The sequence below is a fragment of the Burkholderia pyrrocinia genome (assembly GCF_022809715.1).
Taxonomy (GTDB): domain Bacteria; phylum Pseudomonadota; class Gammaproteobacteria; order Burkholderiales; family Burkholderiaceae; genus Burkholderia; species Burkholderia pyrrocinia_C.
Window position 1 is genome coordinate 2,184,234 of the sequence record NZ_CP094459.1, and the last position, 19,291, is coordinate 2,203,524.

The 19,291-nt window shown below is 64.1% G+C and carries 19 protein-coding genes; 8 read left to right on the forward strand and 11 right to left on the reverse strand.

Annotated features, from left to right (window positions below; translation table 11 throughout):
• Nucleotides 1-13: 13 nt before the first annotated feature.
• Together tmk and mltG are read right to left on the reverse strand one after the other, a co-directional pair.
• Entirely contained in the window at nt 14-634 is a 621-nt protein-coding gene (tmk, locus tag MRS60_RS10155) for a dTMP kinase (RefSeq protein ID WP_034181217.1), read from the reverse strand.
• Nucleotides 634-1,653, reverse strand: a complete 1,020-nt coding sequence (gene mltG, locus MRS60_RS10160; protein ID WP_034181216.1) for an endolytic transglycosylase MltG — start codon at nt 1,651-1,653, stop codon at nt 634-636. The genes tmk and mltG overlap by 1 nt, the downstream gene beginning before the upstream one ends.
• 77 nt (nt 1,654-1,730) lie before the next feature.
• Between mltG and MRS60_RS10165 the strand changes: the two genes are divergently transcribed.
• Together MRS60_RS10165 and MRS60_RS10170 are read left to right on the forward strand one after the other, a co-directional pair.
• Nucleotides 1,731-2,765, forward strand: a complete 1,035-nt coding sequence (locus MRS60_RS10165) for a YgfZ/GcvT domain-containing protein (RefSeq protein WP_243564635.1) — start codon at nt 1,731-1,733, stop codon at nt 2,763-2,765.
• Nucleotides 2,766-2,841: 76 nt separating this feature from the next.
• On the forward strand, nt 2,842-3,693 hold the full coding sequence (locus MRS60_RS10170; protein ID WP_034181214.1) for an NRDE family protein: 852 nt from the start codon (nt 2,842-2,844) through the stop codon (nt 3,691-3,693).
• A 16-nt stretch (nt 3,694-3,709) separates the two neighbouring features.
• On the opposite strand, the gene MRS60_RS10175 is transcribed toward MRS60_RS10170, so the two are convergent.
• From MRS60_RS10175 to MRS60_RS10190, 4 genes are all read right to left on the reverse strand, one after another.
• A complete protein-coding gene (locus tag MRS60_RS10175; protein WP_243564636.1) occupies nt 3,710-4,150 on the reverse strand; it encodes a GNAT family N-acetyltransferase in 441 nt (146 codons plus the stop codon).
• 43 nt (nt 4,151-4,193) lie between these two features.
• The gene (locus MRS60_RS10180) at nt 4,194-5,153 is read right to left on the reverse strand and encodes an alpha/beta hydrolase (RefSeq protein WP_243564637.1); all 960 of its coding nucleotides are present in this window, start codon (nt 5,151-5,153) and stop codon (nt 4,194-4,196) included.
• Nucleotides 5,154-5,352: 199 nt separating this feature from the next.
• Nucleotides 5,353-5,832, reverse strand: coding sequence for a PaaI family thioesterase (locus MRS60_RS10185; RefSeq protein ID WP_034181212.1), 480 nt, complete (start codon nt 5,830-5,832; stop codon nt 5,353-5,355).
• On the reverse strand, nt 5,829-6,143 hold the full coding sequence (locus tag MRS60_RS10190) for a Dabb family protein (RefSeq protein ID WP_034181211.1): 315 nt from the start codon (nt 6,141-6,143) through the stop codon (nt 5,829-5,831). Before MRS60_RS10190 ends, MRS60_RS10185 begins: the two co-directional genes overlap by 4 nt.
• Between MRS60_RS10190 and MRS60_RS10195 the strand changes: the two genes are divergently transcribed.
• Nucleotides 6,124-6,822 (forward strand): tyrosine-type recombinase/integrase, encoded by a 699-nt coding sequence (locus MRS60_RS10195; protein ID WP_243564638.1) that lies wholly within the window; start codon nt 6,124-6,126, stop codon nt 6,820-6,822. The two genes, MRS60_RS10190 and MRS60_RS10195, sit on opposite strands and share 20 nt — an antisense overlap.
• Before the next feature lie 83 nt (nt 6,823-6,905).
• Here the strand turns inward: MRS60_RS10195 and MRS60_RS10200 are convergent, their stop codons facing one another.
• From MRS60_RS10200 to MRS60_RS10210, 3 genes are all read right to left on the reverse strand, one after another.
• Nucleotides 6,906-7,157: a PAAR domain-containing protein gene (locus tag MRS60_RS10200; protein WP_243564639.1), complete on the reverse strand. Its 252-nt coding sequence runs from the start codon at nt 7,155-7,157 to the stop codon at nt 6,906-6,908.
• A gap of 124 nt (nt 7,158-7,281) precedes the next feature.
• The gene (locus tag MRS60_RS10205; RefSeq protein ID WP_243564640.1) at nt 7,282-7,830 is read right to left on the reverse strand and encodes a hypothetical protein; all 549 of its coding nucleotides are present in this window, start codon (nt 7,828-7,830) and stop codon (nt 7,282-7,284) included.
• Nucleotides 7,827-8,414 carry a glycoside hydrolase family 108 protein gene (locus tag MRS60_RS10210; protein WP_243564641.1) on the reverse strand — a complete coding sequence of 196 codons (588 nt, stop codon included), beginning with the start codon at nt 8,412-8,414 and terminating at the stop codon, nt 7,827-7,829. Before MRS60_RS10210 ends, MRS60_RS10205 begins: the two co-directional genes overlap by 4 nt.
• A 1,268-nt stretch (nt 8,415-9,682) precedes the next feature.
• Between MRS60_RS10210 and arsD the strand changes: the two genes are divergently transcribed.
• The 5 genes from arsD to MRS60_RS10235 all read left to right on the forward strand — a co-directional run bounded on the left by arsD (nt 9,683) and on the right by MRS60_RS10235 (nt 16,241).
• Nucleotides 9,683-10,048, forward strand: a complete 366-nt coding sequence (gene arsD / locus MRS60_RS10215; protein WP_243564642.1) for an arsenite efflux transporter metallochaperone ArsD — start codon at nt 9,683-9,685, stop codon at nt 10,046-10,048.
• A gap of 14 nt (nt 10,049-10,062) precedes the next feature.
• A complete protein-coding gene (gene arsA, locus MRS60_RS10220) occupies nt 10,063-11,838 on the forward strand; it encodes an arsenical pump-driving ATPase (RefSeq protein WP_243564643.1) in 1,776 nt (591 codons plus the stop codon).
• Nucleotides 11,839-11,913: 75 nt separating this feature from the next.
• On the forward strand, nt 11,914-12,996 hold the full coding sequence (locus MRS60_RS10225; RefSeq protein ID WP_243564644.1) for an ArsO family NAD(P)H-dependent flavin-containing monooxygenase: 1,083 nt from the start codon (nt 11,914-11,916) through the stop codon (nt 12,994-12,996).
• 477 nt (nt 12,997-13,473) lie between these two features.
• The gene (locus tag MRS60_RS10230; RefSeq protein WP_243564645.1) at nt 13,474-13,788 is read left to right on the forward strand and encodes a hypothetical protein; all 315 of its coding nucleotides are present in this window, start codon (nt 13,474-13,476) and stop codon (nt 13,786-13,788) included.
• Between the two features lie 311 nt (nt 13,789-14,099).
• Nucleotides 14,100-16,241 carry a hypothetical protein gene (locus MRS60_RS10235; RefSeq protein ID WP_243564646.1) on the forward strand — a complete coding sequence of 714 codons (2,142 nt, stop codon included), beginning with the start codon at nt 14,100-14,102 and terminating at the stop codon, nt 16,239-16,241.
• A 159-nt stretch (nt 16,242-16,400) separates the two neighbouring features.
• On the opposite strand, the gene MRS60_RS10240 is transcribed toward MRS60_RS10235, so the two are convergent.
• Both MRS60_RS10240 and MRS60_RS10245 read right to left on the reverse strand, forming a co-directional pair.
• Nucleotides 16,401-17,801 carry a sensor domain-containing diguanylate cyclase gene (locus tag MRS60_RS10240; protein WP_034181209.1) on the reverse strand — a complete coding sequence of 467 codons (1,401 nt, stop codon included), beginning with the start codon at nt 17,799-17,801 and terminating at the stop codon, nt 16,401-16,403.
• A 265-nt stretch (nt 17,802-18,066) separates the two neighbouring features.
• Nucleotides 18,067-19,245, reverse strand: a complete 1,179-nt coding sequence (locus tag MRS60_RS10245) for an acetyl-CoA C-acyltransferase (RefSeq protein WP_034181208.1) — start codon at nt 19,243-19,245, stop codon at nt 18,067-18,069.
• Between the last annotated feature and the right edge of the window lie 46 nt (nt 19,246-19,291).

The window sequence follows — 19,291 nt, forward strand, 5'->3', positions numbered from 1 at the left end:
CGTTCCTTGCGGGTTACAGCGCGGCGAGCACGCGTTCGAGCTGCCGGCGGATCTCGGGAATCGACTGCGTCGCGTCGACGATCGCGAAGCGGTGCGGCGCCTCTTCCGCGCGCCGCAAGTACTCGCCGCGCGTGCGCGTGAAGAACGCATCGGACTCGCTTTCGAACTTGTCGGGCATGCGCGCCGCGCCGCGGCGCTCGCTCGCGACCTGCGGCGCGACGTCGAACAGCACCGTGAGGTCGGGCTGGAAACCGCCCTGCACCCAGCGCTCGAGCGTCTCGAGCTTGTCGCGCGGCAGCCCCCGGCCGCCGCCCTGGTACGCGAACGTCGCATCGGTGAAGCGATCGGACACGACCCAGTCGCCGCGCGCGAGCGCCGGCTCGATCACGAGCGCAAGATGCTCGCGGCGCGCGGCGAACATCAGCAGCGCTTCCGTCTCGAGATCCATCGGCTGGTTCAGCAGGATCTCGCGCAGTTTCTCGCCGAGCTGCGTGCCGCCCGGCTCGCGGGTAACGACGACCTGCCGGCCGGCCGCGGCCAGCTTGCCCTGGAGGCGTTCGCAGAACCATTGCAGGTGGGTGGTCTTCCCCGCCCCGTCGATGCCTTCGAACGTGATGAATTTACCGCTCGCCATTATTGACCTCGTATGTACTTGTCCACGGCCTTGTTGTGGTCGCCGAGCGTATCCGAGAACACGCTCGTGCCGTCGCCCTTCGCGACGAAATAGAGCGCGCTCGTCTGCGCCGGATTGATCGCCGCCTGCAGTGCGGCGACGCCCGGCAGCGCGATCGGCGTCGGCGGCAGGCCGCGTCGCGTGTAGGTATTGTAAGGAGTGTCGGCCTGCAGGTCGCGCTTGCGCAAGCGGCCGTCGTACGCGTCGCCGAGCCCGTAGATTACCGACGGATCGGTCTGCAGCGGCATGCCGATGCGCAGCCGGTTCGCGAACACGGCCGCGACGAACGCGCGGTCGGCCGCGTGGCCCGTTTCCTTCTCGACGATCGATGCGATCGTCAGCATTTCGTAAGGCGACTTGTACGGCAGCCCCGGCGTGCGCGCGGCCCAGGCCTCGTCGAGACGCGTCTGCATCAGGTGGTACGCGCGCCGGTAGATGTTCAGGTCGCTCGTGCCCTTGTCGAACAGGTAGGTATCCGGGAAGAACAGCCCTTCGCCGCTGCCGCGCTGCACGGTGCTGTCCGACGCGCCGATCGCGCGCAGCAGCTCGGCGTCGCTCATGCCGGCCGTGGTGTGCGCAAGATCGGGGTTGCCGTCGAGTTCCGCGCGCATCCGCTTGAAGGTCCAGCCTTCGATCACCGTCGCGACGTATTCGTTCACGTCGCCGCGCGCGATCTTCTGCAGGACTTCGTAAGGCGTGATGCCCGTCTTGAATTCGTAGTTGCCGGACTTGAGCCGGCTCGACAGCCCGAGCACGCGCGTCATCGCGACGAAACCGAACGGCTCGACCGGCACGCCGCCGCGCTTGAGCTGCAGCGCGACGCTCTTCACGCTGCTGCGCGGCTTGATCGTGACGTCGAGCGATGCCGAACCCAGCAGCAGCGGCCGGGTCGCCCAGTAATATCCGCCGCCCGCGCCGGCAGCGGCCACAACGACGGCCAGCGCCGCGATCGTCGCGGCGCATTTCTTCAGTAGGGACATGGAAACGTGACTCAGGTAAGACCCATATAATACTTGCTCGCCTCCGTCAAAGTCAGGGTTGACTGTTCCCTCATTCCATGAGCTCACCGTTCGCTTCACCGGCTGCCCAGGCCGCATCCGCCTCGCTCCCCGTATTCCCCCGCCCGTCCGCCGCCGATTTCGATGCGCCGGGCGCCTGCATGCCGCTGCCGCAGTTCGGCGTGATCGACGTGGCCGGCGACGACGCCGCGACGTTCCTGCACAGCCAGCTGACCAACGACATCGAGCATCTCGATGCCGCGAGCGCGCGGCTGTCCGGCTATTGCTCGCCGAAGGGGCGCCTTCTCGGGTCGTTCCTCGCGTGGCGTGCCGGCCACGACGTGCGCCTGCTGGTGTCGAAGGACGTGCAGCCCGCCGTGCAGAAGCGGCTGTCGATGTTCGTGCTGCGCGCGAAGGCGAAGCTCACCGATGCGAGCGACGCGCTCGCGGTGGTCGGCTTCGCGGGCGACGTGCGCGACGCGCTGGCGGGCATCTTCGATGCGCTGCCGGACGGTGTGCACGTGAAGGTCGACGGGCCGGCCGGCACGCTGATTCGCGTGCCCGATGCGGCCGGCCGCAAACGCTATCTGTGGATCGGCCCGCGCGCGGAAGTCGATGCACGCATCGCCGCGCTCGCCGGCACGCTGCCGGTCGTGTCGCCGGCCGTGTGGGACTGGCTCGACATTCGCGCGGGCGAGCCGCGCATCACGCAGCCGGCCGTCGAACAGTTCGTGCCGCAGATGGTCAACTTCGACGTGATCGGCGCCGTCAACTTCCGCAAGGGGTGCTACCCGGGCCAGGAAGTCGTCGCGCGCAGCCAGTACCGCGGCACCATCAAGCGCCGCACCGCGCTCGCGCATGTCGCCGGCGAGACCGATACCGTGCATGCCGGCGTCGAGCTGTTCCACAGCGACGATCCCTGCCAGCCATGCGGGATGATCGTCAACGCGGCGGCCGCGCCCGCGGGCGGCGTCGACGCGCTCGTCGAGATCAAGCTCGCCGCGCTCGACAACGGCACCGTGCACGTCGGTTCGGCCGACGGCCCGGCGCTCGCGTTCGACGCGCTTCCGTACGCGTGGCCGACGGAAGCGTGACGCACTGACAACCCGTTCGCGCGCCGGCTCGCGAGTCGCAGCCGGCGCCCGATGTTTCCTGCGAGAGATTCGCCCGATGTGTCTGATTGCCTTCGACTGGCAGCCTGATGCCGCCGCCGGTCCCGTCTTTACCCTCACCGCCAACCGCGACGAGTTCTTTCGCCGCACGAGCGCGCCGCTCACCTGGTGGGAGGATGTACCGGGCGTGCTGGCCGGCCGCGACCTCGAAGCCGGCGGCACGTGGCTCGGCATAACGCGCGACGGCCGCTTCGCGGCACTGACGAACTACCGCGCGCCGTTCGACATCCGCGCGGGCGCGCCCACCCGCGGCAAGCTCGTGTCCGATTTCCTCCGCGGCCCGTCCGTCGCGCCGCTCGACTATCTCGGGCAGCTTGCCGAGCATGCGGCCGTATACAACGGCTTCAACCTGCTCGTCGGCGACTGGAAGCGGCGCGAACTCGCGTGGTTCTGCAACCGAGCGCCCGACGGCGAAAGCAGTGTCGCCGCGCCCGTCGCGATCGCGCCGGGCGTGCATGCGCTGTCGAATGCGCGGCTCGATACGCCCTGGCCGAAAGTGGTGCGCAAGCGCGCGGAGCTCGGCACGCTGCTCACCGACAATCCGACCCCGTCGCTCGACGAACTGATCGATCTGATGCGCGACCCGCATGTCGCGGACGACGACGCGCTACCGCACACGGGCATTCCGATCGAGCGCGAGCGCGCGCTGTCGGCCGCGTTCATCGAAACGCCCGAGTACGGCACGCGCGGCACGACCGCGCTGCGCGTCACGATGAAGGAAGGCGTGCGACTGACGGTCGAGATCAAGGAGCGCTGCGACGACGACGGTTCGCACCGCACCGTCCGCCCGGGTGCGTTCGAGCGCGCATTCACGTTCGACGTCGACGTCGGCGCAACGCGGTCGCGCTGAACGCGCATTCCCCGCGCTACGGCGCGCGCGCCATCTCGACGTGCGGCACGCCGGCTTCGACGAACGGTTCGCCGACCGCCGCGAAGCCGTGCCGCACATAGAACGCCACTGCCGAATCCTGCGCGTAGAGCCGCACGACGGCTTCGCCGCGGCGCCGTGCGCCATCGAGCAGCGCGTTCAGCACAGCCGACCCGACGCCCTGCCCGCGCGCGTCGGCCAGCACGGCGACGCGGCCGATCGTGCCGGACGGCAGCAGCCTCCCCGTCGCGACCGCGCGGCGTATTCCCGTCGCCGCGTCGATCCGGTACGCGACCGCATGGAGCGATAGCGGATCGTCGTCGTCGAGCTCCCATTCCGGCGGAATCTGCTGCTCGCGCACGAATACCGCGTCGCGAATCCGCGCAGCGTCGCCACCCAGTACCGTCCAGTCGCCCGTTTCCACTACGCCGTCCGTCATCGCAGCTCTCCATGCGGCGCGCGCGCCGTCGAACGCCCACCCGTCAAACTTCGTCGAATGCGGCCTTCAGCGCCGCGACCGCATCGGCATGCGCAGCCCGCACCTCGGGCACGTAGCCGCCCATCTTGAAGAATTCGTGGATCATCCCCGGATAACAGACCAGCGTAACCGCGTTGCCGGCCGCGCGCAGCTTGTCCGCGTACGCGGCGCCCTCGTCGCTCAGCGGATCGTATTCGGCCGTCGCGATCCAGGCCGGCGCAACGCCCGCGAACGACGGCGCGTCGCGCGTGCCGTCGAGCGGCGCGAAGCGCCAGTCGTCGCGGTCGGCCGGATCGCGCACGTACTGCGTGAAGAACCACTGGATCGTGTCCTGCGACAGCAGATAGCCGTTCGCGAGCCGCGCGTGCGAGTCGGTGTCCTGGTAGCCCGTCACGCCCGGATAGATCAGCATTTGAAGCGCCAGGCGAATGCCCGCGTCGCGCGCGAGCACCGCGCAGACGGTTGCGAGCGTGCCGCCCGCGCTGTCGCCGCCGACCGCCAGCCGCGCGGCGTCGATGCCGAACGCGGCAGCCTCGCGATGCAGCCAGCGCAATGTGTCGTCGGCATCGTTCACCGCGGTCGGAAACCGGTGCTCGGGCGCGAGCCGGTAGCCGACCGACAGCACCGCGCATTGCGCGTCGTGCGCGAACATCCGGCACAGCGCATCGTGCGTGTCGACGCTGCCGACCGTGAAGCCGCCGCCGTGGTAGTAGACGAGCGCGGGCAGCGGCTCCGCGAGGCTCGGCTCGACCGGTAGGTACAGCCGCGCGCCGATCGTGCGGCCGTCGCGCGTCGGCACGACGCATTCCTCGACCGAATGCATCGGCGCCGGCGCGACGTCGAGGATCGGCGCGCTCTTCTCGTACGCGGCGCGCGCCTGCTGCGCCGTCTGGTGGTGATAGGACGGACGTTTCGCGCGCTCGATCATGTCGAGCACCTGGGCGATCTTCGGATTCAGCGGCATCGGTGAGGACGGCGCCTGCGCGGCGCCGTGAACGGACAAGCGTCACATGATGCCACGCCCGCGTCAGGCCGGCGCCATGCGCGCCGCGTGTCGAAATACCGGCCCTTCGGTGTCCTGTGAAGCGCGTCCTTCACGCAATCTCGCACCGCAAAACAAAACGGCCCTGCCTGTGAAGAGGCAGGGCCGTGCGTCCGGGCGCTTACGCGTCGCTCGGGCCGGGCTGCGCGTCCGGCGCCGTGCGCGAGCGTTGCCGCTTGATGTCGCGGCCCACCGCGAGCCGCCGCATGTACTTGAACGTACCGAGCGCCTTCGCGACGAAGTTGCCGTCGCTGTCGCGCACTTCGCCTTCGCAGTAAGCCATCGTCGTCGAACGATGCATCACGCGCCCGTACGCGCGCAATTCGCCGCGCCCCGGCTGCATGAAGTTCACCTTCATCTCGACCGTGACGACGCCGACGCCGTCGTCGGTCAGGCTGCGCGCCGCCATCGCGAGCGCGATGTCCGCGAGCGTCATCGTCACGCCGCCGTGCGCGATGCCCCACGTGTTCATGTGCCGCTCTTCGAGCGGCAGCACGATCTCGCTCGCGCCGTCCTTCGCGGACACGAGCTGCACGCCGAGCAGGTCGACGAACGGGCTTTCGATCGACGGGCCGTCCGTCGGGGATGCCGCGTCGCTCATCGTGCGCTGTCGACGACGTAGTCGACGCACTCGCGCGATTCGGCCACCGCGACGACGAATTTCTTCACTTCAAGGTGAACCGGGTGCACCTGGTAGGCGTCGAGCGCGGCCTTGTCCGCGAAATCGGACACGAGCACGATGTCGGAGGTCGCGTCGAGGCCCGGCGTCGCCACGCCGACGTCGATCTGCAGGATACCCGGCACGAGATCGCGGCAGCCTTCGAGCTTTTCCTTCAGCTTCAGCGCGTTCTGCGCGCGCGTCGCGCCTTCCGCGGTTTCCTTCAACTTCCACATGACAATATGTCTGATCACTTCGTTCGCTCCAGTTCGTGTTGGTTCGGCGAATGGCCTTGAACCCATACCAATCGGGCACCCTCAGCCCTTTTACCGTTCGCTCCCGTTCGCCGAAAATCGCGCCCAGCCTGGGGGGGAAAAGCGGGTATCAAAGCGGGTATCATTTCAAACTTCCAATGACGATACCCGCTTTTTCACCGTCCCAGTTACCGACGTCAAGATCCGGCAAGCGAAGGCAGGCAACAAGCCTACCAAACTTACCGACGGCAATGGACTGTATCTGTTGGTGAAGCCGTCCGGCTCCAAGCTCTGGCGATATAAGTACCGAATTGCTGGGAAGGAGAATCTCTTCGCGATCGGTGAATATCCAACGGTCAGCCTCCAAGCCGCTCGCGCGGCGCGTGACGATGTCCGCGAACTCGTCAAGAAGGGACTGCATCCGTCGCATGCGCGACAGGAAGTGCTGTCGGCGCGTATCAACGAAGGCAAAGCAACTTTTCAAGCCGTCAGCGACGAGTGGCTGGAGAAGAAGCGGAAGACGTGGACCGAACGACATTTTGGCGAGATTCTGCGCATGCTAGAAACCGATGCGTACCCGTTCATCGGGAACCGCCCCATGCGCTCCATTACCGCCCACGATGTCCTTGCTTTGACGCGCCGAGTCGAAGAGCGGGGCTCGCCTTCCGTAGCAATTTAGCTCCGTCAGTACGTATCGAACGTGTTCCAATACGCGGTGATCACACTTCGGGCAGATACGGACGGCGCCCCCATTCCTCAGGATCAAACGAGACTTGAGATCAGGTGGCAGTCGCACGTAGCACGGTGGCCGTGCCGCGCGATCGGGATGCCGCCATCCGTCATCGATGAGTCGCCCTCTTCAATGATGTTGGGCGACACGTCGGGATGCTGCGGACATGACACACGATCGCCCTTGCGGGCAACATAGCGGCCATCGAAGCGCATCGAAATTGACCCTGTTTCGACCTTGCCGCCGTGGTCGGTGTCGTCGCCTACCCGAATCAAATTGATCATCTTCGCTCCAGGCTATGGACATGCGTTAACTGTGCCGCATTCAATCCAGCGCTCTATAATCCTTCCGTCTTTCGCGGTATATCTGATCCTCCAAAACTTAAGGTCGTCAGAAATATTCAATAGTTCAACCGCGCCCCTTTATTATGTATGCCTTTGATTTATTTTTGCTGGCTGGCTCTGCGTATAAGTATGCTCGATTAGCAATCACTTGCCTATTCTTGGATGCCTTTCCATCCTTGGTTAGGAAAACATCGAATGGGCCGTAAAAAAAATCGCCATCTGGATTTTTTGTGACCTTCCAGTGCAATTCTCCGTTATTTAATGAAATCTCTGAGACCCCATTTTTTGCACCAAAGAACGAGAAGAAGTTGATCGTAGCATGCAATCCGTCAGGCGATATTGTGCCATCCAAATTGCTGGTCCCTTCTGGGTCACAATCAATTCTTCGTCCTTCTTCGGTGATAAAGCAATAGCTCCCTGCAACTTGATTGCCTGAGGATTTGTGTAATTTAATGACAAAAGTGGAATAGGGTTTCTTGCCTTCGTGTTGCGCAGAAACATACCGCCATTCGCCAAGAAGTGGGCTCACCTCAGTTTGAGGCACTTGCGCAATCGCCGCCTCGAATCCAATAAGAAGGCACAGGCCAATAAAAATGCGCATCAATCTATTCATAATTTTACCTGAAGGCAGTCGTTAACACGGTCAAGCCAGCCCTTCAAGAAAACGACTTGACTGGAATCATTGTCGACCAACATCTTGTAATATTTTCGGCGAATTTCCGCGATATCCTGGAGCAACTGGTCCTGATCTTGAACCGCGTTTATCGCTTTGATTGTGTTGGAGCCAAGGCCACCATCTTCGCCCACACCGGCTCCGTATTTTGAATTAAGCATTTTCTGAATTTGCTTCACGGCGCCGCCAGATGTAATCGTCCAATCGTATGTCATAAGAGCAATGCGGTCGTCACGGAATTGGCAAAATCCTTTTGGCTCCCAGAATCTCTTTAAATAAATTACCTCTGCTTGACTCTCGGCAAGCGCTTTTAGATTTTCGACGGCTGGCTCAACCCCAAGGTCTTCCTTGGCATATTTCTGCCACGTCGGCCAAGCTATCCCGCTATTTGCGAGTCCACCTTTATCGTTTTTGTTGTTCACAATTCCGCCCTCGTGATTCAGAATAATTTTAGATATCTTCTTGAAGCGAGCGGCGCAATCGCCACAACCCTCTTCGCTTTTTTGGGCGAAGTTTCCAATCAACCCGATCGGATGGAGATGCCACGGGTTCGGTTCCTTCGGGAACGCGTCCGACCGGAACGCCGGGACTGCGTATATGCTGTGTTACAACTAAAAATTACAAATAATAAACAAAAATATTAAATAATGCTTTCACAAAAAGACCGCATTCGATCAAAGAGGTGATTGCGGAATTTAGCTAGATAGCGCCAAAGATCATACCAAATTCCGCTCGGCACGATATAGGCACCGTGACGATTCTTGACGGTCTTCTTGATGCTATCAACGAACATCTGGCATCGTGACCGCAATTGCGCGGGCTCACGTGGCCGCAGATTACACCTGTCCTCGCGCCTCCATTCAGTTGCGAACTCCTTGCAATGACGACGCGCATGTGAGCAACACAAGGTGATTTTGAAAAGGCTCCATCGATAAACGATCTGTCCTTTCTAGACTCGGAAGTTCTCAAAGCGGTCTGGATTACGGATTCCAGCCGAATCACTGGATGGTATATCGCAGCGTCCTTTTTAATCCACCGCGCGTCTTTTCAGGAGAATCGTTCGTAGACTCGTCAGCCGGCACTCCCCCCGGACTCAACCTCTTGTACCAAGTCTTGCAAATATCCTGGTAGCGCTATCGCTTTTAGACGGTTGCAGAGTTCTTCACGGTCCCTACTCGCTAGTCGCATGCGTCCCGCCGCCATAGCCAGCAGGAATCCTGCTTCCGTTTTACGCTGATCCGTTCTCAAGCCGCCAACGGAGACCGCTCGGCCGTTAAGTCGCGAGTAACTGCAGGCACTCTTTCAGCAACTCCCGCACTACAAGAGCAGGAGAACCACAATTGCGATTCAATGCTGACGATGCTGTTTCCCAGAACGATCGAACTCTGCCGAGCGCGTTGAGAAGAAATCGATCTCGGTGCCGCAGAGTGGCGGGTTCCTCCGGAAAACATCAAGTTAGGTGATCGACCTCATCCTGGAGAATATGAAGTCCGACCCTCAGGAAATTTGCCGCCCCTCCACCGTCCCACTGCAGGCAACGATAATCCGGTCTGTGTAGCCGCCTTATTGACGCCTCCATTGCGCTAGCGCAAACGCGATCGCTCCGCGCGCCTTACCTTAGTTCGAACGATGAATCCGCCCGCACATTTTTGCGCGGTGCGAATTTATGCGCATCGAGCGAAACCACATTCGCAGGGCGATCCGCGGTCGGCGTGAATTCACCCACCTGTGCCCGCAGACGCATCCGTGCATGTGGAAAGCGCTGAATTCCGATTGCTCTGAGGCGGCTGCCATGAAGAAACTCGAAGTGTTCGATCCCGCGATGTGTTGCTCGACGGGCGTTTGCGGTGTGGATGTGGACCCCGTGCTGGCGCAATTCGCTGCGGATCTGAAGTGGGTCGAGGCGCACGGCGTGACCGTGGCTCGTTACAACCTCGGTCAGGCGCCGCAAGCGTTCGCGGCCAACGCCGCGGTGGTCAAGGAAATGGAGGCCGGTATCGAGCGACTGCCGATCCTCGTGATCGATGGCGATATCGTGTCGACGGGGATGTATCCCTCCCGCCAGCAACTCGCGCAGAAACTCGGCTTTGCGCTGACGACGGCGGAAAAACCGCATATCAAGGTCGGCAGCTGTTCGCCAGGCTCCGGCTGCTGCTAGGGAGGCCCATGTCCATGCCCTCGCTGCCCTTACTGCTCGGATTGCAAAGCCGATATCTATTCTTCACCGGGAAAGGCGGTGTCGGCAAGACATCGCTTTCCTGTGCCACCGGCCTCGCCATGGCGGATGCCGGCAAGCGGGTTCTGATCGTCAGCACGGACCCCGCCTCCAATCTCGACGAAGTACTCGGCGTCGGCTTGGGTCAGTTGCCGACGGCGGTGCCCGGCGCGCCCGGCCTGTTCGCGTTGAACATCGACCCGGAAGCGGCTGCCCAAGCCTACCGGGAACGCATGGTCGCACCGTATCGCGGTGTCTTGCCTGCAGCTGCCATCCGCAACATGGAAGAGCAGTTTTCCGGCGCCTGCACCGTCGAAATAGCGGCCTTCGATGAATTCTCCAAGCTGCTCGGCGACCCGGCTGCGACGGCGGATTTCGGTCACGTGATTTTCGATACGGCACCGACCGGGCACACGCTGCGGCTCTTGACGTTGCCTTCGGCGTGGAACGCGTTCATCTCGTCGTCGACGGGAGGCGCCTCGTGCCTCGGTCCGTTAGCCGGCCTGGAAAAGCAGAAGGCGCTGTACACGGCGACCGTGGAACGCCTTTCGAGCGCAGCGGAAACAACCGTCGTTCTGGTGAGCCGACCCGAAGTCGCCGCGCTGCGCGAAGCAAACCGCACGCGGCACGAACTGGCTGAACTCGGGATTCGCAATCAGGTGCTGGCGATCAATGGCCTCTTTGCCTCGGACGGGCATGACGACGCAATTGCGACCGCGATGGCGCGGCGCGCGCAACAGGCGCTGGCCGACATGCCGCGCGAACTGACCGGCTTGCCGCAGATACGCATTCCTTTTCTGCCGCGCGGCACGGTCGGCCTGGACGCGCTGCGCGACATGGCGCACCCTGAGCGCGTGCGCATGCCGACCGAGCGCCGGGTCCCCGAAACCGCCTTGCCACCGGGTCTCGGCCGCCTCGTCGACGAACTGTCGGCCGCGGGCCACGGTGTGATCATGACGATGGGGAAAGGCGGCGTAGGCAAGACCACGGTGGCAGCTGCAATCGCCGTCGCGCTCGCCGGGCGCGGACACGAGGTGATCCTCTCGACCACCGACCCCGCCTCGCATGTGGCCGCCACCGTCGATGGCGTCGTACCTGGCCTGAGCGTCACACGCATCGACCCGGCGCGGGAAGTGCAGCAGTACACCGAAGAAGTGCTGACCAAAGCGTCATCACACCTCGATGCGAGCGGCCGGGCGATGCTCGAAGAAGATTTGCGCTCGCCCTGCACCGAAGAAATTGCCGTCTTCAGGGCCTTCGCCCGCACGGTCGATCAAGGCAAGTCCGGCTTTGTGGTGCTGGACACGGCGCCGACCGGGCACACCATTCTGCTGCTTGATGCAGCGGAGGCCTATCACCGTGAAGTGATGCGCACACAGGGCGACATGCCGGAGTCGGTCCGTCAACTGCTGCCGCGCCTGCGCGATCCGGATTACAGCCGGATCCTCATCGTCACGTTGCCGGAAGCGACTCCGGTTCACGAAGCGGAACGCCTGTGCGCCGACCTGGCGCGCGCCGGAATCACGCCGTATGCATGGGTCATCAACCAGTCGCTGCTGGCGAGCGGCACGACCGATCCCATGCTGTGTCAGCGAAGCGCTTATGAGGTACCGTTCATCCGCCGTGTGGCGGACGAGCTGGCGCAGCGGACCGCACTGATCCCGTGGCTCGCCGAGGCACCGGTCGGGGCGGCCGGCCTCGAGCACGTGATCACGTCACGGGCGGCCACCTAGTGCGCCGATCAGCGCCTCCAGGCCCAATGGGCCGTGTCACCGCCAGAATTCGAACAGGAGATGGGACGACAGCGCATGCCTACAGACATCGATGTAGTCGTCATCGGAGGTGGCCAGGCCGGGCTTGCCACCGCCTACTTCCTGCGCCGTGCGGGACTCGACTATCTCGTGCTGGATGACCAGAGTACCCCCGGGGGTGCCTGGCGACATGGCTGGGATTCACTCCACCTGTTTTCGCCGGCGCAATGGAGTTCGCTGCCAGGCTGGCGGATGCCCGTATCACGCGATAAGTACCCGTCACGCAACGAGGTTATCGACTATCTGGCGCGATATGAGAATCGTTATGACTTCCCTGTCCGGCGCCCCGTTCATGTCGAACACGTTTCACGCGTCCAGCATGGCCTGCTAGTCACCACCGATCGGGGAAAATGGTTGGCCAAGGCGGTCGTGAGTGCGACCGGCACCTGGAGCGCACCCTATGTCCCTGACTACCCTGGACGCGAGATCTTTCGTGGTCGCCAGATGCATTCGGCGCAGTATCGCAATCCAGACGATCTACACGGAAAAGACGTGCTGGTGATAGGCGGCGGCAACTCGGGTGCGCAGATTCTGGCGGAGGTATCGGCCGTCTGTAACGCTACGTGGGTGACGTTGCAGGAACCCGTTTTTCTTCCCGACGACGTAGATGGCCGGGTCTTGTTCGAACGCGCGACCGCCAAATGGCAGGCTCTGCGCGATGGGCACGCGATGACGGCGCCAGTAGGCGGCTTGGGCGACATTGTCATGGTGCCCCCTGTACGAGAGGCGCGCGCGCGAGGCATCTTGCACGCAACGCGTCCATTCAGCCACTTCGATACAGACGGCGTCGTATGGAGCGACGGCACGCATTCCTGCGTCGATGTAGTGATCTGGTGTACTGGGTTTCGCCCCGCACTCAAACACCTTGACCCGCTACAGATCTGTGGCGCCGATGGATTGCCAAGGACACACGGAACGCACGCGACAGGCGAGCAGCGCTTGTGGCTGGTCGGCTATGGTGAATGGTGTGGTGCCGCCTCGGCTACGCTCATCGGTGTGATGCGTAGCGCGCGGGACGCTGTGCAGGGCATCTCGCACGATCTGCTTCGGACCACGGACCGAGTGCACCGCACACCATAGGCAATTGTCCGAGGCCGACAAAACGCAGACAGGCATCATTGTTTTCAGAACAACCGATCACTTGTATTGCGTAAGACTGGAGCTGATCTCTCGGTCAGCGTCCGATCAGGTCCGAGATTGCCTGGACGCCTTCCACATCACGATATGCCGGATCACTTCGGTTGCTCCTGTTCGTTGGGGTTCACGATGCGGGCGCGGCTCGCATCGCGGCCGGCCGGGCGACGCCCGGCCCGTCGTCTGTCTGCTTCGCTTGCACGCGATAGCGGGCGATCGGGGAAAAAGCGCGTATCGAATCGGCTGTCGTCCGACCTTGCCGGAGACGATACGCACTTTTTCACCGCGTCGGCACTCGACGGCGCGATCCGCGCAAACGGCGGCAGGCACCAAGCCTGCCAAACTTGACGGCTCCGATGGAACGATCGCACGGTTCGCGGCCGAACCAGTACCGATCACGGGGTCTGTTATCCGGATCGCGCTTTGGAGCCAGAACGGCGCACCTCTTCCGCTGCATCGCAGGAACGCGGATTGCTCATGCGTCGCGCGCTCCGTTTCCGCGCATTCCGGCATTGCCCGACAACAGCCGGCACAACCGCGACGATTCAATTCCTGTTCGGCATCAATCGCCGGATTGAAACGTCATTGCCAATTGTTTCACTACCGCATATCCGCATTCCATTATTCATTTTCATTAAATCGCATATTTTACCGACTCAACGAGTAATAATTGCGATCGCCTTTTCAATCGAATACCGGAAAACCGCTAAAACATTATTGACTTCGACTTTCCCGTAAATTTAGAATCCCCTACGACGGCTTACGCTTCATTTCCTCCCGCCGCACACGAGTCGCCATTCGCTCGCGCGAAGGCTACCCCTGAGCCTTTTCCCATGCCGCGCCGGGGCGACGCCCTTTGCCATTTCCGTTTTCGGCACTGATCGGTAATTCGCTTATTTGCCGCGCAATTCGCTTGTCGCAGAAGCACCGCATCTCGATTAATTCCAGGCATTCGCCCCGAATGCCCGCAGCTCTGAACGAAACGGACAGAAGATCCGTTCACTCGACCATTCCGATAAAAATCGCCAGTCACCAGGAGGGATATCAACATGCATCGCCTTGCGAAGTCGCTGTGTCTCGGGTTCGTCTGCGCCGGCCTGCTCGCGGCCTGCAACGACGACGACGACCGGTCGAGCGACGCACCGTCGCACAACGCCGCGCTGTCGTTCCGCATGGACACCGGCGGCCAGATCAATGCGTTCTACCGGCAGGACAAGGTCGCCGCGCACCTGCTGGCGCGCTCGTCGACGAAACCGCGCCTGCTCGTGGTCTTCCCCGCCGGCAACAGCGGCACGGGGCTGTGGTTCGACGACACCGCGCAGCCGGTGAACTGGAGTCTCGACACGCCGCCGTCCGCGCTATCGGCCCCCGACACGCACGGCCGCCCGCTGTACGGGATCGGCGCCGACGTGTCGGTGGACACCGACACGCTGACGATCCGCCAGGGCGTGCTCAGCAACGTGCGCTTCCTGCGCGACTTCAACGGCGGCGCAACGATTCCGCAGCAGATCGTCACGGCGCCGACGACCCAGGGCAGCGCAGCGCAATGGCAACGCGACCGGATCGACGGCGCGCCCGGCTATGCGCTGCGCATCACGCTGCGCGACGGCGGCAGCATCGCGCCGGCGGCGGGCGGCAAGCTCGTGCTGCGAGCACCGGCGGGCGCGCACACGCTGAAGCTGCATGTCGACGCGCTGTCGGGTGAGACGCCGCTGTCGCCGATCACGCGCGCCGATTTGCTCGCGCCGTCCGTGAACCCCGATCCGGTCAGCCAGAACGTGCTCGAATTCCTGAGCTTCCACGACAAGCTGCTGGCCGGCTCGTGGCAGTACGACACGTACTTCGGCCGCGACACGCTGATCTCGGTCCGCATGCTGATGCCCGTGCTCGAACCCGCGGCGATCGAGGCCGGGCTGTCGTCGGTGCTGGGCCGCCTGTCGGCCGACGGCAAGGTCGCGCACGAGGAAGGCATCGGCGAATTCGCGCTGGTCGACAACCAGAAGAACGGACGGCCGAACGATCCGACGCCGACCTACGACTACAAGATGATCGACAGCGACTACCTGCTCGCGCCGATCGCGGCCGCGTGGCTGATCGACGATACGCGCGGCCAGGCCCGCGCGGCCGCCTATCTGGCGCAGCGCGGCAGCGACGGGCAGACCAACGGCAGCCGCCTGGTCGTCAACCTGCTGCACGTCGCGACGACCGCGCAGCCGTTCGCGCAGCAGCCGTCGGTCGCGAACCTGATCCACCTGCGATCCGGCGAGATCGTCGGCAACTGGCGCGACAGCACCGACGGGCTGGGCGGCGGCGTCTACCCGTACGACGTGAACGCGGTGCTCGTGCCCGCCGCGTTGCGCGCGGCGAATGCGTTCCTCGCGCGCGGCCTGCTCGATCCGTACCTGGATGCCGCGCAGCGCGCGACGCTCGCCAACACGGCGAACCAGGCCGCCACGTGGGAAATGCAGGCGCCGCCGCTGTTCCAGGTCAGCGTGCCGGCCGCGCAGGCAGCCACCGACGTGTCGGCCTATGCGCCGTCCGCCGGCGTGCCGGCCGGCGCCGCGCCGAGCGCACCGTTGTCGTTCTACGCGCTGTCGCTCGATCAGCAGGGCAACCCGGTTCCGGTGATGAATTCCGACGGCGGCTTCGCACTGCTGTTCGGCACGCCGCCGGACGACGAACTCCAGCGGATCGTAACCGACGTCACGCGGCCGTTCCCGACCGGGCTCGTGACCGATGCCGGCATGCTGATCGCGAACCCGGCGTATGCGAACCAGTCGCTGTGGCCGAAGTTCACGAGCTCCGCGTATCACGGCACGGTGATCTGGTCGTGGCAGCAGGCGATGTGGGTGGCCGGGCTCGACCGCCAGCTCGCGCGCCAGGACCTGTCGGCCGCGACACGCACGTTGCTCGCGCAGGCGCGGCAGACGATCTGGCAAGTGATCTCGAACGGGCGCGACATGCGCACGTCGGAGATGTGGACGTGGTCCTACGTGAACGGCCAGTACCGGACCGATGCGTTCGGCACGCGCAGCGCCGACGCGACCGAAGCCAACGCGGCGCAGCTCTGGAGTACGACGTATCTCGCGATCCGCGATCCGCAGCAGCGCGCGGGCAAGTACTGGTGGCAGGCGTCGCAGCGGATGCAGGAGGTGCAGCCGAAAAACGCAGCGGTCGTGGCATCGCGCTAGCGCATTGCCCATCGCGCGCCAACCGAGCATGCCGAAGCTCCGGGGTGTTCCCGCCCCCAGGGCTTCGGCAGGGGCTGCATCGATCATCGCTTCGGCACAACCGCGTTGCCGAACGCACCGCACTCGCTCAACGACGCCGGCGTGCCGCTCGAACCCGCGTCACCGCGACACGACCCGGTTCCGCCCTTCCCGCTTCGCCTGGTACAGCCGCTCGTCGACCACCCGCAGCAGCGCATCGACCGTACTGCCGTCGACCCCGTATTGCGCGACGCCGACGCTGACCGTCACCTGCACGCGCTTGAAGTCCAGCCCGAACGGCGAACTCGCGATCGACGAGCGCACGCGCTCGGCCGTCATTCGCGCGCCCTCGAGCGGCATCTCCGGCAGCAGCGCCATGAACTCCTCGCCGCCGACTCGCGCGAGCCCGCCCGCCGGGCGGATCGCCTCGAGGCACTGGCGTACGACGCCGCGCAGCACCTCGTCGCCGATCTGGTGCCCGTACGCATCGTTGATGTTCTTGAAATTGTCGAGATCGAGCGCGAGCAGGCAAAACGGCGTGCCGTCGCGCTCGGCCCGCACCATCTCGCGCTCGACCTGCGCGATGAACTGCCGGCGGTTCGATGCGCCCGTCATCGGATCGGTCGCGGCCATGTACTCGAGCTTCTGGTTCGTGCGCCGCAGTTCCTGCAGCGCGCTCTCGGCGCGCGCCATCGATTCCGACAGCCGGCTCATCAGGTCTTCCTGGCTGTAGATCGCCGAGAACGAGCGCGTCGTCTGCAGCGCCTGCACGACGCCGTAGCTGAGCAGGAAGAAGCCGCCCGCGAAGATCGCGTGCGCGAGCCACCACATGTGATTCCACGGCTTGCCGAGAATGAATGCGAGCGACGACAGCGCGAACGCCATGATCGACACGCCGTAGATCACCATCAGCGGCGAGCGGATCCGCCGCGCGAGCAGCACGCCGACGTTCAGCAGCGAGAACACGAGCGCGCCGCCCTCCATCGACAGCCGCGTGCCCAGCGCGCCCGCGACCGGCGAATACGCGATGTACGCAACGGCCACGTTGACGATCACGAAGAACACGATCCACGGCAGCCATGTCCGCACGCTCGTGCGCTTCTCGATGCGATCGGGCGGACGCGAATAGGACATCAGGCCCGTGAGCAGCAGGATCGACATCACGAGCCGCGACGCGGGCCCGTACAGCAGGAACAGCCAGATATTGTGGTGCGCCATCCCGGTAAACGCACCGTGCAGCGAATAGATCATCGCGAAGCCGAGAAAGCCGAGCGTCAGCCAGCGCAGCAGCGGCTCGCCGGACGACCGGTAGCACACCCACGTCACGTAGGTGACGAACGCGCCCTCGAGGGTCGCCGCCGCAATCGCGATTTCATGGAACGCGTGGCTCTCGAACACGACGTGCGGGTCGCTGAAGAACCACAGATAGGCGATCAGATAGGCAGGCAGCAACGCGAATCCGACCAGCAGGCATTTCGCGTAGAGCCTCGCGGCCGCGCTGACGACGCGCGGCGGTTCCCCGGCTGCATAGGTCGTACTCATTCGGTCCCCGGTCGGTCTGCTGCGTTGGTTCAACCTTCGCGGCACGTATCGCGCGACGTACGATCCGGCCCATCGTGCCGAAAGGCAAATGTCAGAGCAAGTATAGGTGGGGCAATTCGTTTGACAAGTAAGGGGAAACGGCATTGCCGGGAGCACGCTTTTTGCCTCCCGGTCGTTTCGAATGGCAATCCTGCCGCGCCGATTCGCGTCGCATCGCGGCCGCCGGCCTCGCCGAAGCGAAACCGCGGCCGCCACCAGCCAAAAATCAGATGATTTCGAACAGGCCGGCCGCGCCCTGCCCGCCGCCGATGCACATCGTGACGACCACGTATTTCACGCCGCGGCGCTTGCCTTCGATCAGCGCATGGCCCGTCAGGCGGGCGCCCGACACGCCGTACGGATGGCCGACGGCGATCGCGCCGCCGTTCACGTTCAGGCGATCCTCGGGAATCCCGAGCGTGTCGCGGCAGTACAGCACCTGCACCGCGAACGCCTCGTTCAGTTCCCACAGGCCGATGTCGTCGACCTTCAGCCCCGTCTGCTTCAGCAGCTTGGGCACCGCGAACACGGGGCCGATGCCCATCTCGTCCGGCTCGCAGCCGGCCACCGCGAAGCCGCGGAACACGCCCAGCGGCTGCAGCCCTTCGCGCTGCGCCACATCGGCGCTCATCACGACGCACGCCGACGCGCCATCCGAGAACTGGCTCGCATTGCCGGCGGTGATCACGCCGCCCGGCACGGCCGAACGAATTTTCGACACCCCTTCGAGCGTCGTGTCGGGACGGATGCCTTCGTCGGCCGATACGGTCACTTCCTTCGTGAACAGGCGGCCCGTCGCCTTGTCGGCGATACCCGCGAGCACGGTGATCGGCACGATCTCGTCGCGGAAGAGACCGGCTTCCTGGGCGGCCGCGGCCCGCAGCTGCGACTGCACGCCGTACTCGTCCTGCCGCTCCTTCGAGATTCCGTAGCGCTTCGCGACGTTCTCGGCCGTCTGCAGCATGTTCCAGTAGATCTCGGGCTTGTGCTCGACCAGCCAGCCCTCCTGGACCATGTGCCGGTTCATCTCGTTCTGCACGCACGAGATCGATTCGACGCCGCCCGCGACATACACGTCGCCTTCGCCCGCGATGATCCGCTGCGCGGCCAGCGCGATGGTCTGCAGCCCCGACGAGCAGAAACGGTTCACCGTCATCCCCGGCACGGTCACCGGCAGCCCCGCGCGCAGCGCGATCTGCCGCGCGATGTTCGCGCCGGTCGCGCCTTCGGGGTTCGCGCAGCCCATGATCACGTCCTCGACGCGCGCGGGGTCGAGCTTCGCGCGTTCGAGCGCGGCCGCGACCACGTGGCCGCCGAGCGTCGCGCCGTGCGTCATGTTGAAGGCGCCGCGCCAGGATTTCGCGAGCGGCGTGCGTGCGGTCGATACGATTACGGCTTCGGTCATGCGAGTCTCCTTCGGTCCTGCTTCATGTCCTGATTCGGATGGGGAA

Excerpts from the sequence above, each read along its gene's own strand:
- tmk (WP_034181217.1), bottom strand. The coding sequence starts at position 634 with ATGGCGAGCGGTAAATTCATCACGTTCGAAGGCATCGACGGGGCGGGG.
- mltG (WP_034181216.1), bottom strand. The coding sequence starts at position 1,653 with ATGTCCCTACTGAAGAAATGCGCCGCGACGATCGCGGCGCTGGCCGTC.
- MRS60_RS10165 (WP_243564635.1), top strand. The coding sequence starts at position 1,731 with ATGAGCTCACCGTTCGCTTCACCGGCTGCCCAGGCCGCATCCGCCTCG.
- MRS60_RS10170 (WP_034181214.1), top strand. The coding sequence starts at position 2,842 with ATGTGTCTGATTGCCTTCGACTGGCAGCCTGATGCCGCCGCCGGTCCC.
- MRS60_RS10175 (WP_243564636.1), bottom strand. The coding sequence starts at position 4,150 with ATGACGGACGGCGTAGTGGAAACGGGCGACTGGACGGTACTGGGTGGC.
- MRS60_RS10180 (WP_243564637.1), bottom strand. The coding sequence starts at position 5,153 with ATGCCGCTGAATCCGAAGATCGCCCAGGTGCTCGACATGATCGAGCGC.
- MRS60_RS10185 (WP_034181212.1), bottom strand. The coding sequence starts at position 5,832 with ATGAGCGACGCGGCATCCCCGACGGACGGCCCGTCGATCGAAAGCCCG.
- MRS60_RS10195 (WP_243564638.1), top strand. The coding sequence starts at position 6,124 with ATGACAATATGTCTGATCACTTCGTTCGCTCCAGTTCGTGTTGGTTCG.
- MRS60_RS10200 (WP_243564639.1), bottom strand. The coding sequence starts at position 7,157 with ATGATCAATTTGATTCGGGTAGGCGACGACACCGACCACGGCGGCAAG.
- MRS60_RS10205 (WP_243564640.1), bottom strand. The coding sequence starts at position 7,830 with ATGAATAGATTGATGCGCATTTTTATTGGCCTGTGCCTTCTTATTGGA.
- arsD (WP_243564642.1), top strand. The coding sequence starts at position 9,683 with ATGAAGAAACTCGAAGTGTTCGATCCCGCGATGTGTTGCTCGACGGGC.
- arsA (WP_243564643.1), top strand. The coding sequence starts at position 10,063 with ATGCCCTCGCTGCCCTTACTGCTCGGATTGCAAAGCCGATATCTATTC.
- MRS60_RS10225 (WP_243564644.1), top strand. The coding sequence starts at position 11,914 with ATGCCTACAGACATCGATGTAGTCGTCATCGGAGGTGGCCAGGCCGGG.
- MRS60_RS10235 (WP_243564646.1), top strand. The coding sequence starts at position 14,100 with ATGCATCGCCTTGCGAAGTCGCTGTGTCTCGGGTTCGTCTGCGCCGGC.
- MRS60_RS10240 (WP_034181209.1), bottom strand. The coding sequence starts at position 17,801 with ATGAGTACGACCTATGCAGCCGGGGAACCGCCGCGCGTCGTCAGCGCG.
- MRS60_RS10245 (WP_034181208.1), bottom strand. The coding sequence starts at position 19,245 with ATGACCGAAGCCGTAATCGTATCGACCGCACGCACGCCGCTCGCGAAA.